This window comes from Gaetbulibacter saemankumensis DSM 17032 (assembly GCF_000425645.1).
Classification (GTDB): Bacteria; Bacteroidota; Bacteroidia; order Flavobacteriales; family Flavobacteriaceae; genus Gaetbulibacter; species Gaetbulibacter saemankumensis.
The window spans coordinates 171,476-187,680 of the sequence record NZ_AUDV01000005.1 but is presented as its reverse complement, the minus strand read 5'-3'; the positions used below and the strand labels follow the sequence as shown (position 1 = coordinate 187,680).

The following is a 16,205-nucleotide window of genomic DNA, read 5'->3' as shown; positions in this document are numbered from 1 at the left end:
TTATTTGTCAATAGTATTTTTATACACTTTACCATCTTTCATGATTACTACAAAGTTCTTTTCTGGATCAGCTATGAGACTCAGGTTCTCTAAAGGATTTCCATCCACAATAACTAAGTCGGCATAGGCTCCTTCTTTAACAACCCCAAGAGGACCTTCTTGATAGGGGTGGCGAGGTCCACTCATTTCTAGTAATCGAGCATTTTCAGAGGTGTATATTTTTAAGGCTTCAAAAGGCGTAAACCATTTTCCTAGGCGAACCACATATTCGTTTTGTTGAATAGCAGTAGTAGGACCAAAAAGATGGTCTTTACCAACCGCAATATTTACACCTACTTTTTTAGCCAGTGGAAATACTTTGTCAATAGCTTCTACAATACCTTCGAATTTATGCTGACTTAAAGGATTATCCCATGTCATGTCTTCTTTGAAAACCGGTTGAAGGGAAATCCAGGCGCCTTTTTCTTTCATTAATTTCAGGGTCTCTTCAGTTACAAAAAAACCATGTTCTATACATTTAACACCTGCTTCTATAGAAGTACGTACCCCTCGGTCTGTATATACATGTGATGTTACATAGGTGTTATAATTGTTGGCTTCTTCAACAACGGCCTTGATTTCATCTACTGAATATTCACTCACATCTAAAGGATCGAACTCTGAAGCAACACCACCACCGGTAGTGATTTTTATTTGAGTAGCTCCGTATTTAAGAATATCACGGGTTCTTAATCTTACTTCATCAACACCATCAGAAGTCATGGCCATCATATTTCGCTCCCAATAATTGATGTAGTCTTTATCCCTTGGTACTTCAGTTTTTCCGTAATAATCGGCATGTCCAGAGGTTGGACTCATAAATGGACCGGAAGGAAGGATACGGTGACCTGGATATTCGCCGGAATCAATTAATTTTTTAATAGCAAATGGATTACCACCTGGATCTCTTACTGTAGTAAACCCACGTAGTAAGGTTTTTTCTGCTCCCGTCATACTGCGAATAGCCACTTCAGGCATATCGCCCTGATTTAGAAAAAGAACTGCTGCGGGTGTGTAAGCATAGGTAGTATGCCAGTGCGCATCAATTAAACCGGGAATTACGGTTTTACCTTGAGCGTCTATTATATTGGCCCCTTTTGGAGCTTTTATAGAGGCCTCAATGGTTTTAATTAAATTATTTTCGATAAGAATATCGCCTTCAATCAATTTTTCATTAACCCCATCAAAGATTTTGGCATTGGTAATAAGGGTTGTTTTTTTGGCATCTTGACCATAAGAGATAAAACTCATAGTTGTTACGATGAAAGTAACAAAGAATAAATGAAGTACTTTTTTCATAATATTAGGTGTTAGAAATTATTAGAAATAGCGAATGGATTACCTCCCGGGTCTCTTACGGTAGTGAATCCTCCAAATAAGGTTTCTTTAGCCCCTGTCATTCTTCTAATAGCCACTTCAGGCATATCGCCATGATTTGCAAGTAGTACAGCGGCAGGAATATAGGCGTAGGTTGTATCCCAGTGCGCATCAATAAGGCCAGGAATCACTGTTCTGCCTGTAGCATCAATAATTTCAGCACCTTTTGGTACTTTGATGCCTTTGGCTATCTGTTTTACCAGATTAATATCGATAAGAATCTCGGTGTCTTCAATAAGTTTTTCGTTTACACCGTCAAATACATTAGCGTTTTTAAAAAGATTAACGTTTTGGCTGTAGCCAGAAATAACAAAACATATTAGTAATACTAATATTGGTGAGCGTGTTTTTAATTTCATAGAGGGAAGGTTAAATTATTAATTATTTGAATTAGTCAAAAAATGTTCGTTACTAAAAATAGTAAAATTTATGTTAAAATAAAATTGTTTGATATGTTTAATGATTTCTTAATATTTGATTACTAACAGGTTTTGTTTGTCTGTTCAGAATTTGAGTAGAAATATGTATGAGTAGATAAATGATATTATTGATGAGGGAATAAAGAATTTTATTTCTAAAAATTAATAAAATCATAAGACATGTTTTATAATTACGTTTGATGGAGGCTATGTGCATTTAGATCGTTCATTACTTAGTGAATAATAATGTTTAATATTATCTGGAGAAGTCATATTTTTGGACGCTATGGATAATTTTACAAACGAATATTTTGGTATTGGTATTCAAAATGGAAAAACTCCGGAAAATTTAGGGGTTTTATGGCGATCAGCGCAGAATTTGGGTGCCAGTTTTATTTTTACTATTGGTAATCGTTATGCAAAGCAAGCATGCGATACACATAATGCAGTAAAAGCCATGCCGTATTTTCATTACGATACCTTCGAAGATTTTTTTAATAATTTACCTAAGGGAGCCAGATTAGTTGGCGTTGAATTAGATGATAGGGCAGAACCTTTGGAAACTTTTAAGCATCCTAGACGTTGTGTTTATTTATTAGGTGCCGAAGATCATGGTTTATCGAGACAAGCTATAGAGAAGGCTCATTTTTTGGTGAAATTTAATTCTGAATTGAGTTTGAATGTTTCTGTTGCGGGTAGTATTGTTATGTACGATAGAGGTTTAAATAAACAGCGGTCTTAATCTAGTCTAAATATTTAAATTTTTGTGGTTTCAATTACAATTTTGTTATTTTCTATATCCGTGGTAAAAAATAAATAGCGATTACCTCCATCTTTAATTTTAAATTTCTTACGAATACCATCTACCGTTTCAGGGAAATTTCGCGTGGTGATATTTGCATTAGAAATGCCTAATTTTTTTAATGCTTTTTTATTATACGGGTGTACACTTTCTATTCTAAAAGTCCTCCCGGGGAAATCTATTAGGGTGTTACTTGTATAAAGATGTGAATGTTGATGCAATTTACATAATTGAAGTTGTTGAGAAATACTGTTAAAAGCACCTGCTTTAAGGATAGCTGAATTTGCCTCGTACAAAAAGTTATTTGGTTCACTATATGTAGCCATTGCCAGTTTTTCATCACTTAGTTTAAACTCGAAGTACTGATCAGGGGCTGTATTTAAATTGATGGTTTTTATATTTGTTTCTCCTTTGTAATTTTTTTCTAAAACCCAAAGCAGTTCTTTGACCTCATTTTTTAGTGCTACAACATGAATGGTTTTTACACAGGAGAGTTCATTTAAACCAACCGAAATATCTAATAGGGGTGAGGTTTTAATTAATATGTTTTTTGAACAACCAAATAACAAATCAATATTTTTAGGGACATCGGGTATACAGTCGTTAAGAAAAAACACTTTTCCCTTACTATCATGACGTCTGGAAGGGTCTACATATATCCAATCACAATGTACAGAGGTATCTTTTAAATACTGTATGCCATCACCACAACATGTTTTAATATTTTTTACATATAGTTGCTTATAGTTGTGAGTAACAATTTCAGATAACTCTGGGTTGATTTCACAATGTGTGACACTTTGAAACCGTTTTGAGAAATAGTAGCAATCAACACCAAAACCTCCAGTAAGGTCAATAATACTGGCGCCTTGAATTAATTCGGCTTTATATTTGGCCGTAGCTTCAGATGATGTTTGTTCTATATTTAATTTATTCGGAAAATAAATGCCTTTTGTATGAAACCAGCTGGGAAGTTTCTTTTCGCAACGTTTTTTGGCTTCAATTTGTTCTATAAGCTCCTTTGTTTCAATTTGCGGAAAGGATGTACCTTTTAAGAGTAAGCTATTTATATCGGTATTCAAATTATCAGAAATGAATTTTTGAATATCACTATTTAAAATGAATGGATTCAAGGAGACTATAAATTTTTGGTAAGTTTTTTTACGATTTCATTATCAGATAAAAACTCCTTTAAAATAACTTTTATCGCGGTATAAACAGGTATAGCTAAAATCAATCCAATAATACCAAAAAGGATTCCTGTAATAATAATAACTAAGAATATTTCTAATGGGTGCGACTTTACGCTTTTTGAAAATATAAAGGGTTGACTTCCGAAATTATCAACTAATTGGCCAATTATAAAGACGATAAACACCCAGAATGTTTTTGGTAAAATAATGTCGCTAAAACTTTCACCTAAATGACTGGTCATGGTTAAAGTAAGCATTAAAAACCCACCAATTAAAGGGCCTATATAAGGAATTAGATTTAATAAAGCACATAAAAAAGCAATAACAATAGCGTTTTCTATACCTATTATTAGTAGGCCAATGGTGTAGATTATAAAAAGTATAAGAATTTGCAAGATTAAGCCAACAAAGTATCTTGATAATAAATCTTTAATTTTAGTTAAAGAGTTTTTCCAATGTGCTTCCTTACTATTAGGAATGAATGTGAAAAGTCCACTTTCAAATAACATACTGTCTTTTAGAAAGAAAAAGGATATAAATAAAACAGAGAATAATCCAATACTAAAATTTCCAAAACCACTTATTACGGAATTTAGAAAGTTAGGAATGAGCGAATAATCTATTTTAGACAATAGATTAAGCTGCTTGACTGTTTTTTCTAAATTAATATTATGAACACTAAAATATTTTAATATTTCGTCATAGAGATATCCGAAATTATTTTGAAACTGGGTGATGTTTAGAAGCGATAGGTTTTGGCTTTGTTGAATAACTAATGGAATAAATAATCCTACTAAACCTAGTATAAGTCCTAAAAGAATTGTAATAGTAAAAATAACGGCAAGCGTGTTTTTAAATTTTAGACGTTTGCGTAAAAACATAACAACAGGTCTCCCAATTAAGGAAATAACTACTGCAATGGCAATATAAGCAATAACAGCTTGTATTTTATACAGAAAATAGAATAGCAGCACAATAGAAAGTAAAATCCCTATGGCTCGTAAAATACCGTTAGCAATGATTTTCGAATTCATTTAGTAAATATAAAAATTCCGTTTACAATAATTGCTTAGTGAACTCATATAAAGCAACATTTGTAGCTTGAACAACATTCATACTGCTGTTATGTCCAAACATTTCGATATGTAAAATATAGTCAGATTGGTTTAATATAGCTTCTGAAACCCCAAAGTTTTCATCGCCAATGACCAATACTGTAGGTTTTTCTTTGGAAAACTTAAATTGGTGAATGGGCTGGCTTTCTGTTGTTATTTCAAGGGATATAATTTGATAGCCTTCTTTTTTTAATTGGTTAACTGTCTCTAAAGCAGATTCCTGAATATCATAGGAAACCACTTTTTCTGTAGCTCGAGACGTTTTTGACATTTTACGCCCTAATGTAATATCGTTACCGCAGAGTATTAGTTTTTCTACACCAAAGGCATCACAAATTCTAAATAAACTTCCAATATTGGGAGCATTAGTTACATGGTCGCAAATTAAAGTGATTGGGAATTTTCGCGATTTAAAGTGCGTTGTGTAGTGAGTTAGCTGCATGTCCATTGGTTAATCGAAACTAGTTTTCGAAAGCGTATTTTATAATATTAGCACCCATTTGCAATGCTTTTGTCCTGACGGCTTCTGAATCGTTATGAACTTCAGGGTCTTCCCAGCCATCGCCTAAATCGCTTTCATAAGTAAATAGTAAAACAAGACGATCCTCATAAAAAATACCAAAGGCCTGCGGACGCTTACCATCATGTTCATGAATTTTTGGTAAGCCCTCGGGAAACTCAAAGGCCGTATGAAATATGATATGAGAAGCAGGAATTTCAACTAAATCATTATTCGGGAATACCTTTTTTAATTCTTTGGTTATAAAAGGTTTTAATCCGTAGTTGTCGTCAATATGGAGAAAACCACCAGAAATTAAATAGTTTTTAAGATTTTGCGCATCAGATTCACTAAAAAACACATTACCATGTCCTGTCATGTGTACATAAGGGTATTGGAATATATCGATATTACCTACTTCAACTTCTTGAGGTTTTGATGAAATTTTAGTATTTATAAACTTATTACAAAATGAAATTAGATTGGGAAGAGCCGTCGGGTTTGAATACCAGTCACCACCTCCTTTATACTTTAACAGGGCTATTTCCTGAGCCTTACCGTCTATAGGTATGAAAGCAAAACATAAAACGATTAATAAGGTGATATGTTTCATTATATTTCATTTATAAAGGCTACGCTGTGACTAGCGACAATGGCAGCTGTTTCTGTTCTTAATCTCGTTTCTCCTAAAGTTACCGGGGTAAAATTATGTTGTAGGGCTAAGTCTATTTCATTCAGACTAAAATCTCCCTCAGGACCAATTAATATTGTAACTTCCTTGTTAGGTTTTAATTCCTGCTTTAAAGATTTTCTGTTCATTTCTTCGCAGTGAGCTATAAAACAATCGCCTTCAAAAGATTGAGAAATGAATGTTTTAAAACTAACCGCCTCGTTAAGCTTTGGTAAATAACAAGTTAATGATTGTTTCATCGCTGATTGAATAATCTTTTCAAAACGTTCAGGTTTAATAACCTTCCGTTCGCTATGATCACAAAAAACAGGCGTTATACTATCGATGCCTATTTCGGTTACTTTTTCTAGAAACCACTCGTAGCGATCATTCATTTTTGTGGGTGCCACTGCCAGATGCAATTTATAATTGCGTTTTTTTTCTAATTTTTTAGTTACTATGTTAACCGTGCAACTTTTTATGTCTGAAACAATAATTTCACTCATAAAAAGCCAACCCTTGCCATTAGTAATGTAGAGTGTATCACCTTGTTTTTTACGCAATACTTTAACGATATGTTTACTCTCTTCTTTATCGAAAGTAAACGAACGGCTATTTTCGGTAATATCTCGACTATAAAATAATTGCATTAGGACTCTATAGGTTCTATAATTTTTAAAACTTTTATTTCTGAAATAGTTTTAGGTTCGAAACATTTTAAAATTACATAATAACTTTGGTTTTCAGGGTATTCAATCGTGAAAATGCTATTCAGATCATCCGTATTACTCGTAACGTCATTTTCAAATTCAAAGCGATTAGCACCAGATTTGAACCAGCCAGTATCACCACCACGTTTTGCACTGGTGTCCATTGAATACTGTTTTGCTAAAAAAGAAAATGGAACGCCTTGTTTGTGTTTAATGACTATCTGCTCTTTAGTGGTTTCGATAGCTTCAGTAGTCATTTCGTTACCATTTAAATAAATATATCTTACACGGTAATATGGAATTTTGTAGTTGTCAATTACTTTGTAATAGGTTTTTTCATAATCATTATGTGCTATTTTCACACCCCCTTTATTCATTTTGAACAATTCCTTAGCTAAAACGGTTTTGTGTTTTTCCTCATTGAAAACTACAATTTTTTGCGTGCTTTGTGGTTTGGTCCGGATGTAATCATTGGCTTGTTCTGTAGTTTCAATATTAGCTAAATCGGTTTCGATTTCACTTTGTGCCCATAGAGAAAGCGATAAGCTGCTAATAATACAAAATAAGAGTAGTTTTTTCTTCATTTAAGAGGTTATATAGGTTAAGTTGTTAAATTTTTAATCGGGCTGAGGCTGCTACATCTTGTTTCGAAAAATTTCCTTCCAGATATTTTAGGTACCCTACAATGGCTATCATAGCGGCATTATCGGTAGTGAATTCAAACTTTGGAATATAGGTTGTCCAGCCATATTTTTTTTCACCGTCTTTTAAGGCCTGTCTAACACCAGAATTGGCAGATACACCACCACCAATAGCAATATGCTTGATTCCTGTTTCTTTTGAAGCTAACTTTAGTTTATCCATTAAAATGTTAATAATGGTATACTGAATGGAAGCACAAATATCATTTAAGTTTTCTTCTATAAAATCAGGATTTGCTTTTACTTCCTTTTGAATAAAATAAAGAACAGCAGTTTTAAGTCCGGAAAAACTGAAATTTAAGCCATCAACTTTAGGCTTAGTAAATTTATATGCTTTAGGGTTGCCAAGTTTTGCCCGACGATCTATTTCTGGACCCGCAGGATAACCTAAACCTAAAATTTTACCACTTTTATCAAAAGCTTCACCAACGGCGTCATCAATAGTTTCACCAATAACTGTCATATCGAAATAATCATCAACACGAACTATTTGGGTATGTCCTCCAGAAATGGTCATCGCTAAAAAAGGGAAGGGAGGTTTATCAAAACCATCCTCATCAATATAATGAGCTAGTATATGGCCTTGCATGTGGTTAACAGCTATTAACGGAATGTTTAAAGCAAAAGCCAGAGATTTAGCAAAAGAGGTACCCACTAATAAAGATCCCATTAATCCGGGGCCTCTTGTAAAGGCAATGGCCTGTAGTTGGTCTTTTGTAATATTAGCTTTTTTAAGTGCTTGATGTACTACTGGAACGATATTTTGTTGATGTGCTCGAGAGGCTAATTCAGGGACAACACCACCATATTCTTCATGGATTTTCTGACTCGCTATAACATTACTTAAAATGCGACCATTATGAATTACAGAAGCTGCTGTGTCGTCGCAAGAAGATTCAATTCCTAAAATGTAAATATTTTGTGTAGCCATTAATTAAAATTGGGCATAATAATTGTTAATTTTGAATTCTAATAGGTTTAATCATTATCAGAATTTTAAATGTAGTTACAAAACTACTTAAATATTTTTTTAAAAATCTAATAGGATTATCAAGTTATTTAAATCATTTAAAGGTTTTCGGGTAAGTAATTGAAACAAACGTGCTAAGTAAATAAAAAACGTATCAAAAAAATATTTAAAATAGTATCCAAATTCGCGGGAATAATAATTCTCTTATTCATCATTTTGGTGCTGGTACTTTCTTTGCCAATTGTTCAAACGGGTTTAGGTAATATTGCAACTTCCAAACTTAATAACGAATTTAATACGAATATAAATATTGATAGATTGAGCCTGCAGTTTAATGGTGATGTAGAACTTAAAAATATTTATATAGAAGATTATAAGCAAGACACTTTAATTAGCATTCAAGAACTGAATACATCTATAATTAGTATAAGCAACTTAATTAATGGGAAGTTAACTTTTGGTGATATAGATATTATAGATTTGGTATTTAATATTAAAACCTATGAGGGAACACGGGATACCAATTTGGATGTTTTTGTTGCTCGGTTTGAAAGTGATAACCCTAATACCAGAGAAGGACAATTTTTAATGTCGTCAAGTGACGTTTCTATATACGATGGGATTTTTCGATTAATAGATGAAAATAGGGAAACAATAAATTTATTGGAGTTAAACGATTTGAACATTAATGCAACGAACTTCTTAATTAACGGAAGTGATGTTGGGATGCGTGTTAATACTTTATCCTTCAAAGATAGTAGAGGTGTATTTTTAAAAAATTTAAGCACGAATTTTAAGTATACCCCGGCAGATATGCAATTTGCTAATTTAAAGATAAAAACTCCTAATTCTATTTTGCAAGGGGAGTTAGAGTTTAATTACAATAGAGAAGATTTGCAATTTTTTACTGATAAGGTACAGGTAAAAGCCAATTTTGCAGATTCTAGTGTTCTTTTAGATGAACTTAATACCTTTTATAATGAATTTGGTAAAGGTCAAGTCGCTAACTTTAGTGTTGATTTATCAGGAACCTTAAATAATCTAACGGCTAAAAATTTACAACTTAATACGAGTTCAAACACCAAAATAAATGGGGATATACGCTTTGAAAACCTCTTTAACAAAGAAGAAGGTAATTTTTTCTTAGACGGTAATTTTAGAAATTTAACATCAACTCATCAGGATTTAAAAGATTTATTACCCAATGTACTTGGTGAAGCTTTACCTACATCACTTCGTCGATTAGGGGCTTTCGTAATTTATGGAAATACTCAGATAACATCATCGACCGTTAATGCCGATATTGAGATAAATACCGAATTAGGTTTTATTGATTCCAATTTGCAAATCACCAAGGTAAACGATATTGACAATGCTTCTTATCAGGGAAAGATAGCTTTTGAAGATTTTGATTTCGGAATTTTTTTAGATGATCCCATCGTAGGGGTTGGTGCTTTAAATTTTGAAGTTAAAGGAAGTGGTTTTACAGTCGAAAATATCGATACCCAGGTAAAAGGTGATATTTTCGAACTTGTTTTTAATAATTATAATTATCGGCGTATCAAGGTAGCGGGTAATGTTAGAAACAAAATATTTGATGGAAGTTTAATAGCTAACGATCGAAATTTAAAACTTAATTTTTTAGGATTGGTAGATTTTTCGGGCGATGTTAATAAGTATGATTTTGAAGCCAATGTCGATTATGCTGAATTAAATACTCTTAATTTTATAAAAAACCATGAGGTATCCATTTTCAAAAGTAATGTGAAAATGAATATGAATGCTAGTGGATTTGATGATGCTTATGGTAAAATAGCTTTTAGAAACACATCTTATAAAAATCAAATTGACACCTATTATTTTAATCAGTTTGATATTTCTTCAAAATTCGAAGATGGTATCCGTCATATAGCTATTAATTCTCCAGATATTATAGAAGGAGAACTAAAAGGTAGATTTCGATTTAGAGATTTAAAAAAATTATTTGAAAATTCGTTAGGAGAAATTTATACCAATTATGTGCCACATGAGGTAACGAGCAATCAGTCCATAGATTTTAATTTTAAAATTTATAATAAGATTATTGAGGTAATTTACCCAGAAATAGAATTGGGAAAAAACACATTTATTAGAGGTGCCGTGGAAAGTGATGCCAAGAGGTTTAGGTTAACTTTTAAGTCACCAAAAATTAAACTGCTTGATTATTTTGTAGACAACATAGAGTTGCAGGTCGATAACAGCAATCCATTGTTTAATACTTATGTAGAAGTTGATAGTTTAAAAACTAAATATTACGACGTTTCTAAATTCAATTTAATTAATGTAACACTCAACGATACCTTGTTTATGCGCTCAGAATTTAGTGGAGGAAAACAAAACAAGGATGTTTATAATCTGAATTTATATCATACTATAAATGAAGAAGGAGAGTCTGTTGTAGGATTTAAAAAGTCTGATGTTACAATTAAAAATGCTAAATGGAATATTAATACGGAGAATAATAAATCTAACAAAATAGCTTTTAATAAAGCATTAAGTACTTTTAAGATTGATGATTTTATTGTTAAGAATGATGAAGAAGAAATTAGACTAGCTGGATTTATAAAAGATTCTACTCAAAAAGATATAAATCTTGATTTTTATAATGTAAGGCTTAAAAAAATCACGCCAGAATTAGAAGGCTTAACCTTAAATGGTATAGTGAATGGTAAACTTGATATTTTACAACAGAACGGAAGTTATTTGCCAAATTCAAACATTGTAATAGATGATTTTGTTGTGAATGATTTTAATTTAGGCTCATTTGATGCCAAAATAATAGGCAATGATAACTTAACTAATTACAATGTCGACTTGACTATAAAAGATGATGTAAAAAAATCATTTTTGGCTACAGGAGATATTAGCATTGCTAGAAACAACTCTTATATAGATGTTGATTTAGTTTTTGATAGATTTAATTTGCAACCATTAAACCCTTTACTTCAAGATATCCTCTCAAATATTCGTGGAATTGCGACGGGTAGAGTTAATGTGAAAGGCAATTTAAAACGCCCAGGTATTAATGGAGAATTAGTCCTTGATAATGGTGGTATTGGAATCCCTTATTTAAATGTCGATTATGACTTTGCCCCTAAATCGTCTATCACACTCAAAGATCAAAGTTTCATTTTTAATAATGTTAAGTTGTCCGATACTAAATATAACTCCAAGGGCGATTTTAATGGATGGATTTCACATGTGAATTTTTCAAAATGGAATTTAGATTTAAATGTAAGTACGCAAAACTTATTGGTGCTAGATACGCCGGAAAGTGAAGATGCTCTTTATTATGGAACAGGATTTTTAGGGGGGCAGGCAAGTATAAAGGGACCAACGGAGCAATTGGTAATAAGTGTAGTTGGTGAAACCAAGCCAGGAACCGTATTTAAAATCCCTTTAAATGATACTGAGTCCTTTGGTGATAACACGTATATACACTTTATTACAGCAGAAGAAAAACGTGCTAAAAACCAGGGGAAAAAACTATTGTTTACGGAATTAGATGGTTTAGATTTGGAGTTCGATTTAGACGTTACTAAAGATGCCGAAGTGGAAATTATTATCGATAAAAATTCTGGGCACGGTTTAAAAGGTCGTGGACGAGGTGGTTTATTAGTTGAAATTAATACCAATGGCAAATTTAATATGTACGGTGACTTCTCTGTTTTCGAAGGGGTTTATAATTTTGCTTATGGAGGCTTAATTCAGAAAGAATTTATAGTACAGCCAGGAGGAACTTTAAACTGGGAAGGTGATCCATTACAGGCTGATATTAAAATGCAGGCGATATATAAAACGCAGGCCAATCCTTCCCCGTTATTGGATAACCCTATTAATAGGAGTATTCCGGTGGAGCTACAAATCAATTTATCGGGTAAACTGGATCAACCACAACCTGATTTTGAATTTAATTTCCCTAACGTGAGTTCTACTGTAAAATCAGAGTTGAATTATCGATTGGAATCCAATGAAGACAGACAAAACCAAGCGCTTTATTTATTGTCAACGGGTGCGTTTTCAAGAGGATTAAGCGAATTGAGTTTTTCAGGTACTATAGCCGAACGCCTTAATGGGATTGTTAATGGTATTTTTACAGCTGGAGACAATAAGTTGAATATAGGACTCAATTATGAAGTAGGGGAAAACAGGCCTGATTATCAAACAGGAGATCGTTTTGGTGTGACACTGCAAACACAAATTAGTGATCGTGTTTTAATCAATGGAAAAGTAGCAGTGCCGGTAGGGGAGGCTAATGCAACACAAACGGTAGTGGCCGGTGATGTTGAAATAGACTTTTTACTTAACGAAGAAGGTACGTTAACAGCAAAAGTTTTTAATAGAGAAAATAGTATTAGAAATTTTGGCGAAGATATTGGGTATACCCAAGGTATTGGTATATCTTATAACGTTGAATTTGATACGTTTCAGGAATTAATTCGAAATCTTTTTAAAAAGTCGGACGCAAAAAGGGAAGAACAAGAACTTCAGGTTAAAACCCAAAAAGAAGCAGAAGAAGCGCTTCCAGAATATATTCAAATGCAATAAGTTAAACAGTTTCAAACCATGCGATTGACATATTTTTAATTAGAGGCCTATTTTTTTGTTAACTCAAACGTTATAGTATTAAATCTCTAGTTAAAATCCAAAAAATGCCATAGATATATGGTTTTTCTTTATTAATTTTACTGTCATAAAGATAAAATATATGCCAAAAAAAATAGAGAAAATCGCTGTTCTAACATCAGGTGGAGATGCTCCAGGGATGAATGCAGCAATTAGAGCCGTGGTTAGAACCTGTGCATATCATAATGTTGAATGTTATGGGGTGTATCAAGGTTATGAAGGTTTAATTGAAGGCGATTTCGAGATACTGAATGCCCGAAGTGTAAAGGGTATAATTAATAAAGGAGGAACATTTTTAAAATCTGCACGTTCCCAAAAATTTAGGACTAAAGAAGGTAGACAGCAAGCTTACGATAATTTAATAAAAGCCAATATTGATGGTTTAGTCGTTATTGGTGGTGATGGTTCATTTACAGGGGCTATGATTTTTAATCAAGAGTTTGAATTCCCTGTAATGGGAATTCCTGGTACTATCGATAATGATATTGTTGGAACAACACATACATTAGGTTTCGATACTGCTCTAAATACTGTCGTTGATGCCATTGATAAAATTCGAGATACCGCAAGTTCTCACAATCGATTATTCTTCATTGAAGTAATGGGACGTGATGTAGGGCATATAGCGTTAAATACGGGGATTGCTGGTGGAGCTGAAGAAATTCTTATACCTGAAGAAGATTTAGGATTAGATCGATTAGTCGACTCACTTAATCGAAGTAGAAAATCTGGAAAAAGTTCAAGTATTGTAATTGTCGCTGAAGGTGATAAAATTGGAAAGAATATTTTCGAACTTAAAGATTTTATCGATGAGAATATGGAAGGCTACGATGTTCGTGTGTCTGTTTTAGGGCATATGCAACGTGGTGGAGCACCCTCTTGTTTCGATCGCGTGTTAGCGAGTAGAATGGGAGTGAAAGCGGTAGAATCGCTTTTAGAGGGTGAAACCAATTATATGGTAGGTCTTATAAATAGCAAAATGGAATTAACACCATTAGAAAAAGCTATTAAAGGAAAAACAAAAATAAACTTAGAATTATTGCGTGTCTCAGATATTATGAGCACTTAACATTTATTATAAACAAGAATATGTCAAAATTAAAATTAGGAATTAACGGATTTGGTAGAATAGGTAGAATTGCTTTCAGAGTAGCAGCAGGAAGACCAGATGTTGAAATAGTAGGTATTAATGACTTATTAGATGTAGAGCACTTAGCATATTTATTAAAATATGATTCTGTTCATGGACGTTTTAACGGTACTGTAGATGTTCAAAATGGAAATTTAGTTGTAAATGGAAACGAAATTAGAATTACTGCAGAACGTAACCCTGAAGATTTAAAATGGGATGCTGTAGGAGCTGAGGTGGTTTTAGACTGTACAGGTATTTTTACAACTTTAGAAGGTGCTCAAAAGCACATTACAGCTGGAGCTAAGAAAGTGGCAATTTCTGCACCATCTGCGGATGCACCAATGTTCGTAATGGGTGTAAACCACGATAAAATTACTGCAGCTGATACGATTGTATCTAACGCTTCTTGTACTACTAACTGTTTAGCACCTTTAGCTAAAGTAATTAACGATAACTTTGGTATTGTTGAAGGTTTAATGACTACGGTTCACGCTACAACAGCAACTCAATTAACAGTTGATGGTCCTTCTAAGAAAGACTGGAGAGGTGGTCGTAGTGCCATTGCAAACATTATTCCTTCATCTACAGGAGCAGCAAAAGCAGTAGGTAAAGTGATTCCAGAATTAAATGGTAAATTAACAGGAATGGCATTTAGAGTTCCAACTCCAGATGTATCTGTTGTAGATTTAACAGTAAGAACTGAAAAAGCAGCATCCTGGGATGATGTAAAAGCTGCATTAAAAAATGCTTCTGAAAACGAATTAAAAGGTATTTTAGGATATACGGATGAAGCGGTTGTTTCTCAAGATTTCGTATCAGAATCTATGACAAGTATTTTTGATGCTGAGGCAAGTATTGCTTTAAACGACAATTTCCTTAAATTAGTGTCTTGGTACGACAATGAGTTTGGTTATTCAACTAAATTAGTTGACCTTGCTCAGCACATTAGTAAAATATAATTTAAGTAGAATATAAGATTATTAACAACTCCACAGGTTTATTGTACATGGTTACTAACTGTGGAGTTTTTATTTTTAACATATGATTTTAATAGTTGATAGTGGTTCTACCAAATCAGATTGGATAGCGGTAGATTCAAATGGTAATAAATTACTTGAAAAAATACGTACGAAAGGTTTAAATCCAAATATTATTTCTGAGAGTAAGATCAAGAAAATAATAAAAGGAGATGAAGATCTAAAAGCTAACAAAAAGGTAGTAACACACGTATTTTTTTATGGAGCTGGATGTGGCACAGAGAAAACTAGAAATATTTTAAAATCGGCGTTAGAAGATGTCTTTAAAAATGCCGAAGTTCATGTGCAAGAGGACACTATGGCTGCTGTTTTTGCGACTATCAATAACGAAAGTGAAGCTGCAGTTGTTTGTATTTTAGGTACAGGATCAAATTGTAGTTACTATGATGGTAAAGAGTTGCATCAACGTGTAAACTCTTTGGGATATATCATTATGGATGATGCCTCAGGTAATTATTATGGACGTCAGTTAATTAGAGATTACTACTTTAATCGTATGCCAGAAAATATTAAAATTGCTTTTGAAAGTAAGTATAATATGGATACCGATTATATTAAATACAATATTTACAAGAAGCCAAATCCAAATGCTTACTTAGCTCATTTTGCTGAATTTATGTTTTTAAATAAGGATTCAGAATACATTATTAATCTGATTAAAGATGGTATTCGTTTATTTACAAAAACGATGATAATGCAATACAAAGAAGAGCTAAAAACCGTACCTGTACATTTTGCAGGATCCATAGCGTATTTTGCGCAAGACCAAATTAAAGAAGTTGCTCAAGAAATGGGCTTTGTTGCTGGTAACTTCGAGCGTCGTCCTATAGAAGGTTTGGTAGCTTTTCATACCAGTAAATTATAATATTCAGTTTA

14 protein-coding genes are annotated in these 16,205 nt (G+C 32.9%); 5 read left to right on the top strand and 9 right to left on the bottom strand.

Annotated features, from left to right (window positions below; translation table 11 throughout):
• Both H611_RS0100870 and H611_RS0100865 read right to left on the bottom strand, forming a co-directional pair.
• Entirely contained in the window at nucleotides 1–1,338 is a 1,338-nt protein-coding gene (locus H611_RS0100870; protein WP_035483113.1) for a metal-dependent hydrolase family protein, read from the bottom strand.
• An 11-nt stretch (nucleotides 1,339–1,349) separates the two neighbouring features.
• Nucleotides 1,350–1,775, bottom strand: coding sequence for an amidohydrolase family protein (locus tag H611_RS0100865; RefSeq protein WP_027136572.1), 426 nt, complete (start codon nucleotides 1,773–1,775; stop codon nucleotides 1,350–1,352).
• Nucleotides 1,776–2,121: 346 nt separating this feature from the next.
• Here H611_RS0100865 and H611_RS0100860 point away from each other — a divergent pair, with 346 nt between their 5' ends.
• Nucleotides 2,122–2,577, top strand: a complete 456-nt coding sequence (locus H611_RS0100860) for an RNA methyltransferase (protein ID WP_035483110.1) — start codon at nucleotides 2,122–2,124, stop codon at nucleotides 2,575–2,577.
• Between the two features lie 14 nt (nucleotides 2,578–2,591).
• Here the strand turns inward: H611_RS0100860 and H611_RS0100855 are convergent, their stop codons facing one another.
• Genes H611_RS0100855 through tsaD form a run of 7 tightly spaced genes read right to left on the bottom strand, consistent with a single transcriptional unit; the run spans nucleotide 2,592 to nucleotide 8,456 of the window.
• Entirely contained in the window at nucleotides 2,592–3,770 is a 1,179-nt protein-coding gene (locus H611_RS0100855) for a THUMP-like domain-containing protein (RefSeq protein WP_027136570.1), read from the bottom strand.
• A 5-nt stretch (nucleotides 3,771–3,775) separates the two neighbouring features.
• Nucleotides 3,776–4,864: an AI-2E family transporter gene (locus H611_RS0100850; RefSeq protein WP_027136569.1), complete on the bottom strand. Its 1,089-nt coding sequence runs from the start codon at nucleotides 4,862–4,864 to the stop codon at nucleotides 3,776–3,778.
• A 22-nt stretch (nucleotides 4,865–4,886) separates the two neighbouring features.
• Nucleotides 4,887–5,387 (bottom strand): TrmH family RNA methyltransferase, encoded by a 501-nt coding sequence (locus H611_RS0100845; RefSeq protein ID WP_027136568.1) that lies wholly within the window; start codon nucleotides 5,385–5,387, stop codon nucleotides 4,887–4,889.
• Nucleotides 5,388–5,406: 19 nt separating this feature from the next.
• Nucleotides 5,407–6,057, bottom strand: a complete 651-nt coding sequence (locus H611_RS0100840) for a DUF4159 domain-containing protein (RefSeq protein ID WP_027136567.1) — start codon at nucleotides 6,055–6,057, stop codon at nucleotides 5,407–5,409.
• Nucleotides 6,057–6,764: a 16S rRNA (uracil(1498)-N(3))-methyltransferase gene (locus H611_RS0100835; RefSeq protein WP_027136566.1), complete on the bottom strand. Its 708-nt coding sequence runs from the start codon at nucleotides 6,762–6,764 to the stop codon at nucleotides 6,057–6,059. Before H611_RS0100835 ends, H611_RS0100840 begins: the two co-directional genes overlap by 1 nt.
• Entirely contained in the window at nucleotides 6,764–7,408 is a 645-nt protein-coding gene (locus tag H611_RS0100830; protein ID WP_027136565.1) for a peptidylprolyl isomerase, read from the bottom strand. Before H611_RS0100830 ends, H611_RS0100835 begins: the two co-directional genes overlap by 1 nt.
• Before the next feature lie 25 nt (nucleotides 7,409–7,433).
• A complete protein-coding gene (gene tsaD, locus H611_RS0100825) occupies nucleotides 7,434–8,456 on the bottom strand; it encodes a tRNA (adenosine(37)-N6)-threonylcarbamoyltransferase complex transferase subunit TsaD (protein WP_027136564.1) in 1,023 nt (340 codons plus the stop codon).
• 258 nt (nucleotides 8,457–8,714) lie between these two features.
• On the opposite strand from tsaD, the gene H611_RS0100820 reads away from it, so the two are divergent.
• From H611_RS0100820 to H611_RS0100805, 4 genes are all read left to right on the top strand, one after another.
• Nucleotides 8,715–13,082, top strand: coding sequence for a translocation/assembly module TamB domain-containing protein (locus tag H611_RS0100820; RefSeq protein WP_051238685.1), 4,368 nt, complete (start codon nucleotides 8,715–8,717; stop codon nucleotides 13,080–13,082).
• Between the two features lie 160 nt (nucleotides 13,083–13,242).
• The gene (pfkA, locus tag H611_RS0100815; protein ID WP_027136562.1) at nucleotides 13,243–14,229 is read left to right on the top strand and encodes a 6-phosphofructokinase; all 987 of its coding nucleotides are present in this window, start codon (nucleotides 13,243–13,245) and stop codon (nucleotides 14,227–14,229) included.
• A gap of 20 nt (nucleotides 14,230–14,249) precedes the next feature.
• A complete protein-coding gene (gene gap / locus H611_RS0100810) occupies nucleotides 14,250–15,251 on the top strand; it encodes a type I glyceraldehyde-3-phosphate dehydrogenase (RefSeq protein WP_027136561.1) in 1,002 nt (333 codons plus the stop codon).
• 82 nt (nucleotides 15,252–15,333) lie between these two features.
• Entirely contained in the window at nucleotides 15,334–16,194 is an 861-nt protein-coding gene (locus H611_RS0100805; RefSeq protein ID WP_027136560.1) for an N-acetylglucosamine kinase, read from the top strand.
• The last annotated feature ends 11 nt before the right edge of the window (nucleotides 16,195–16,205 follow it).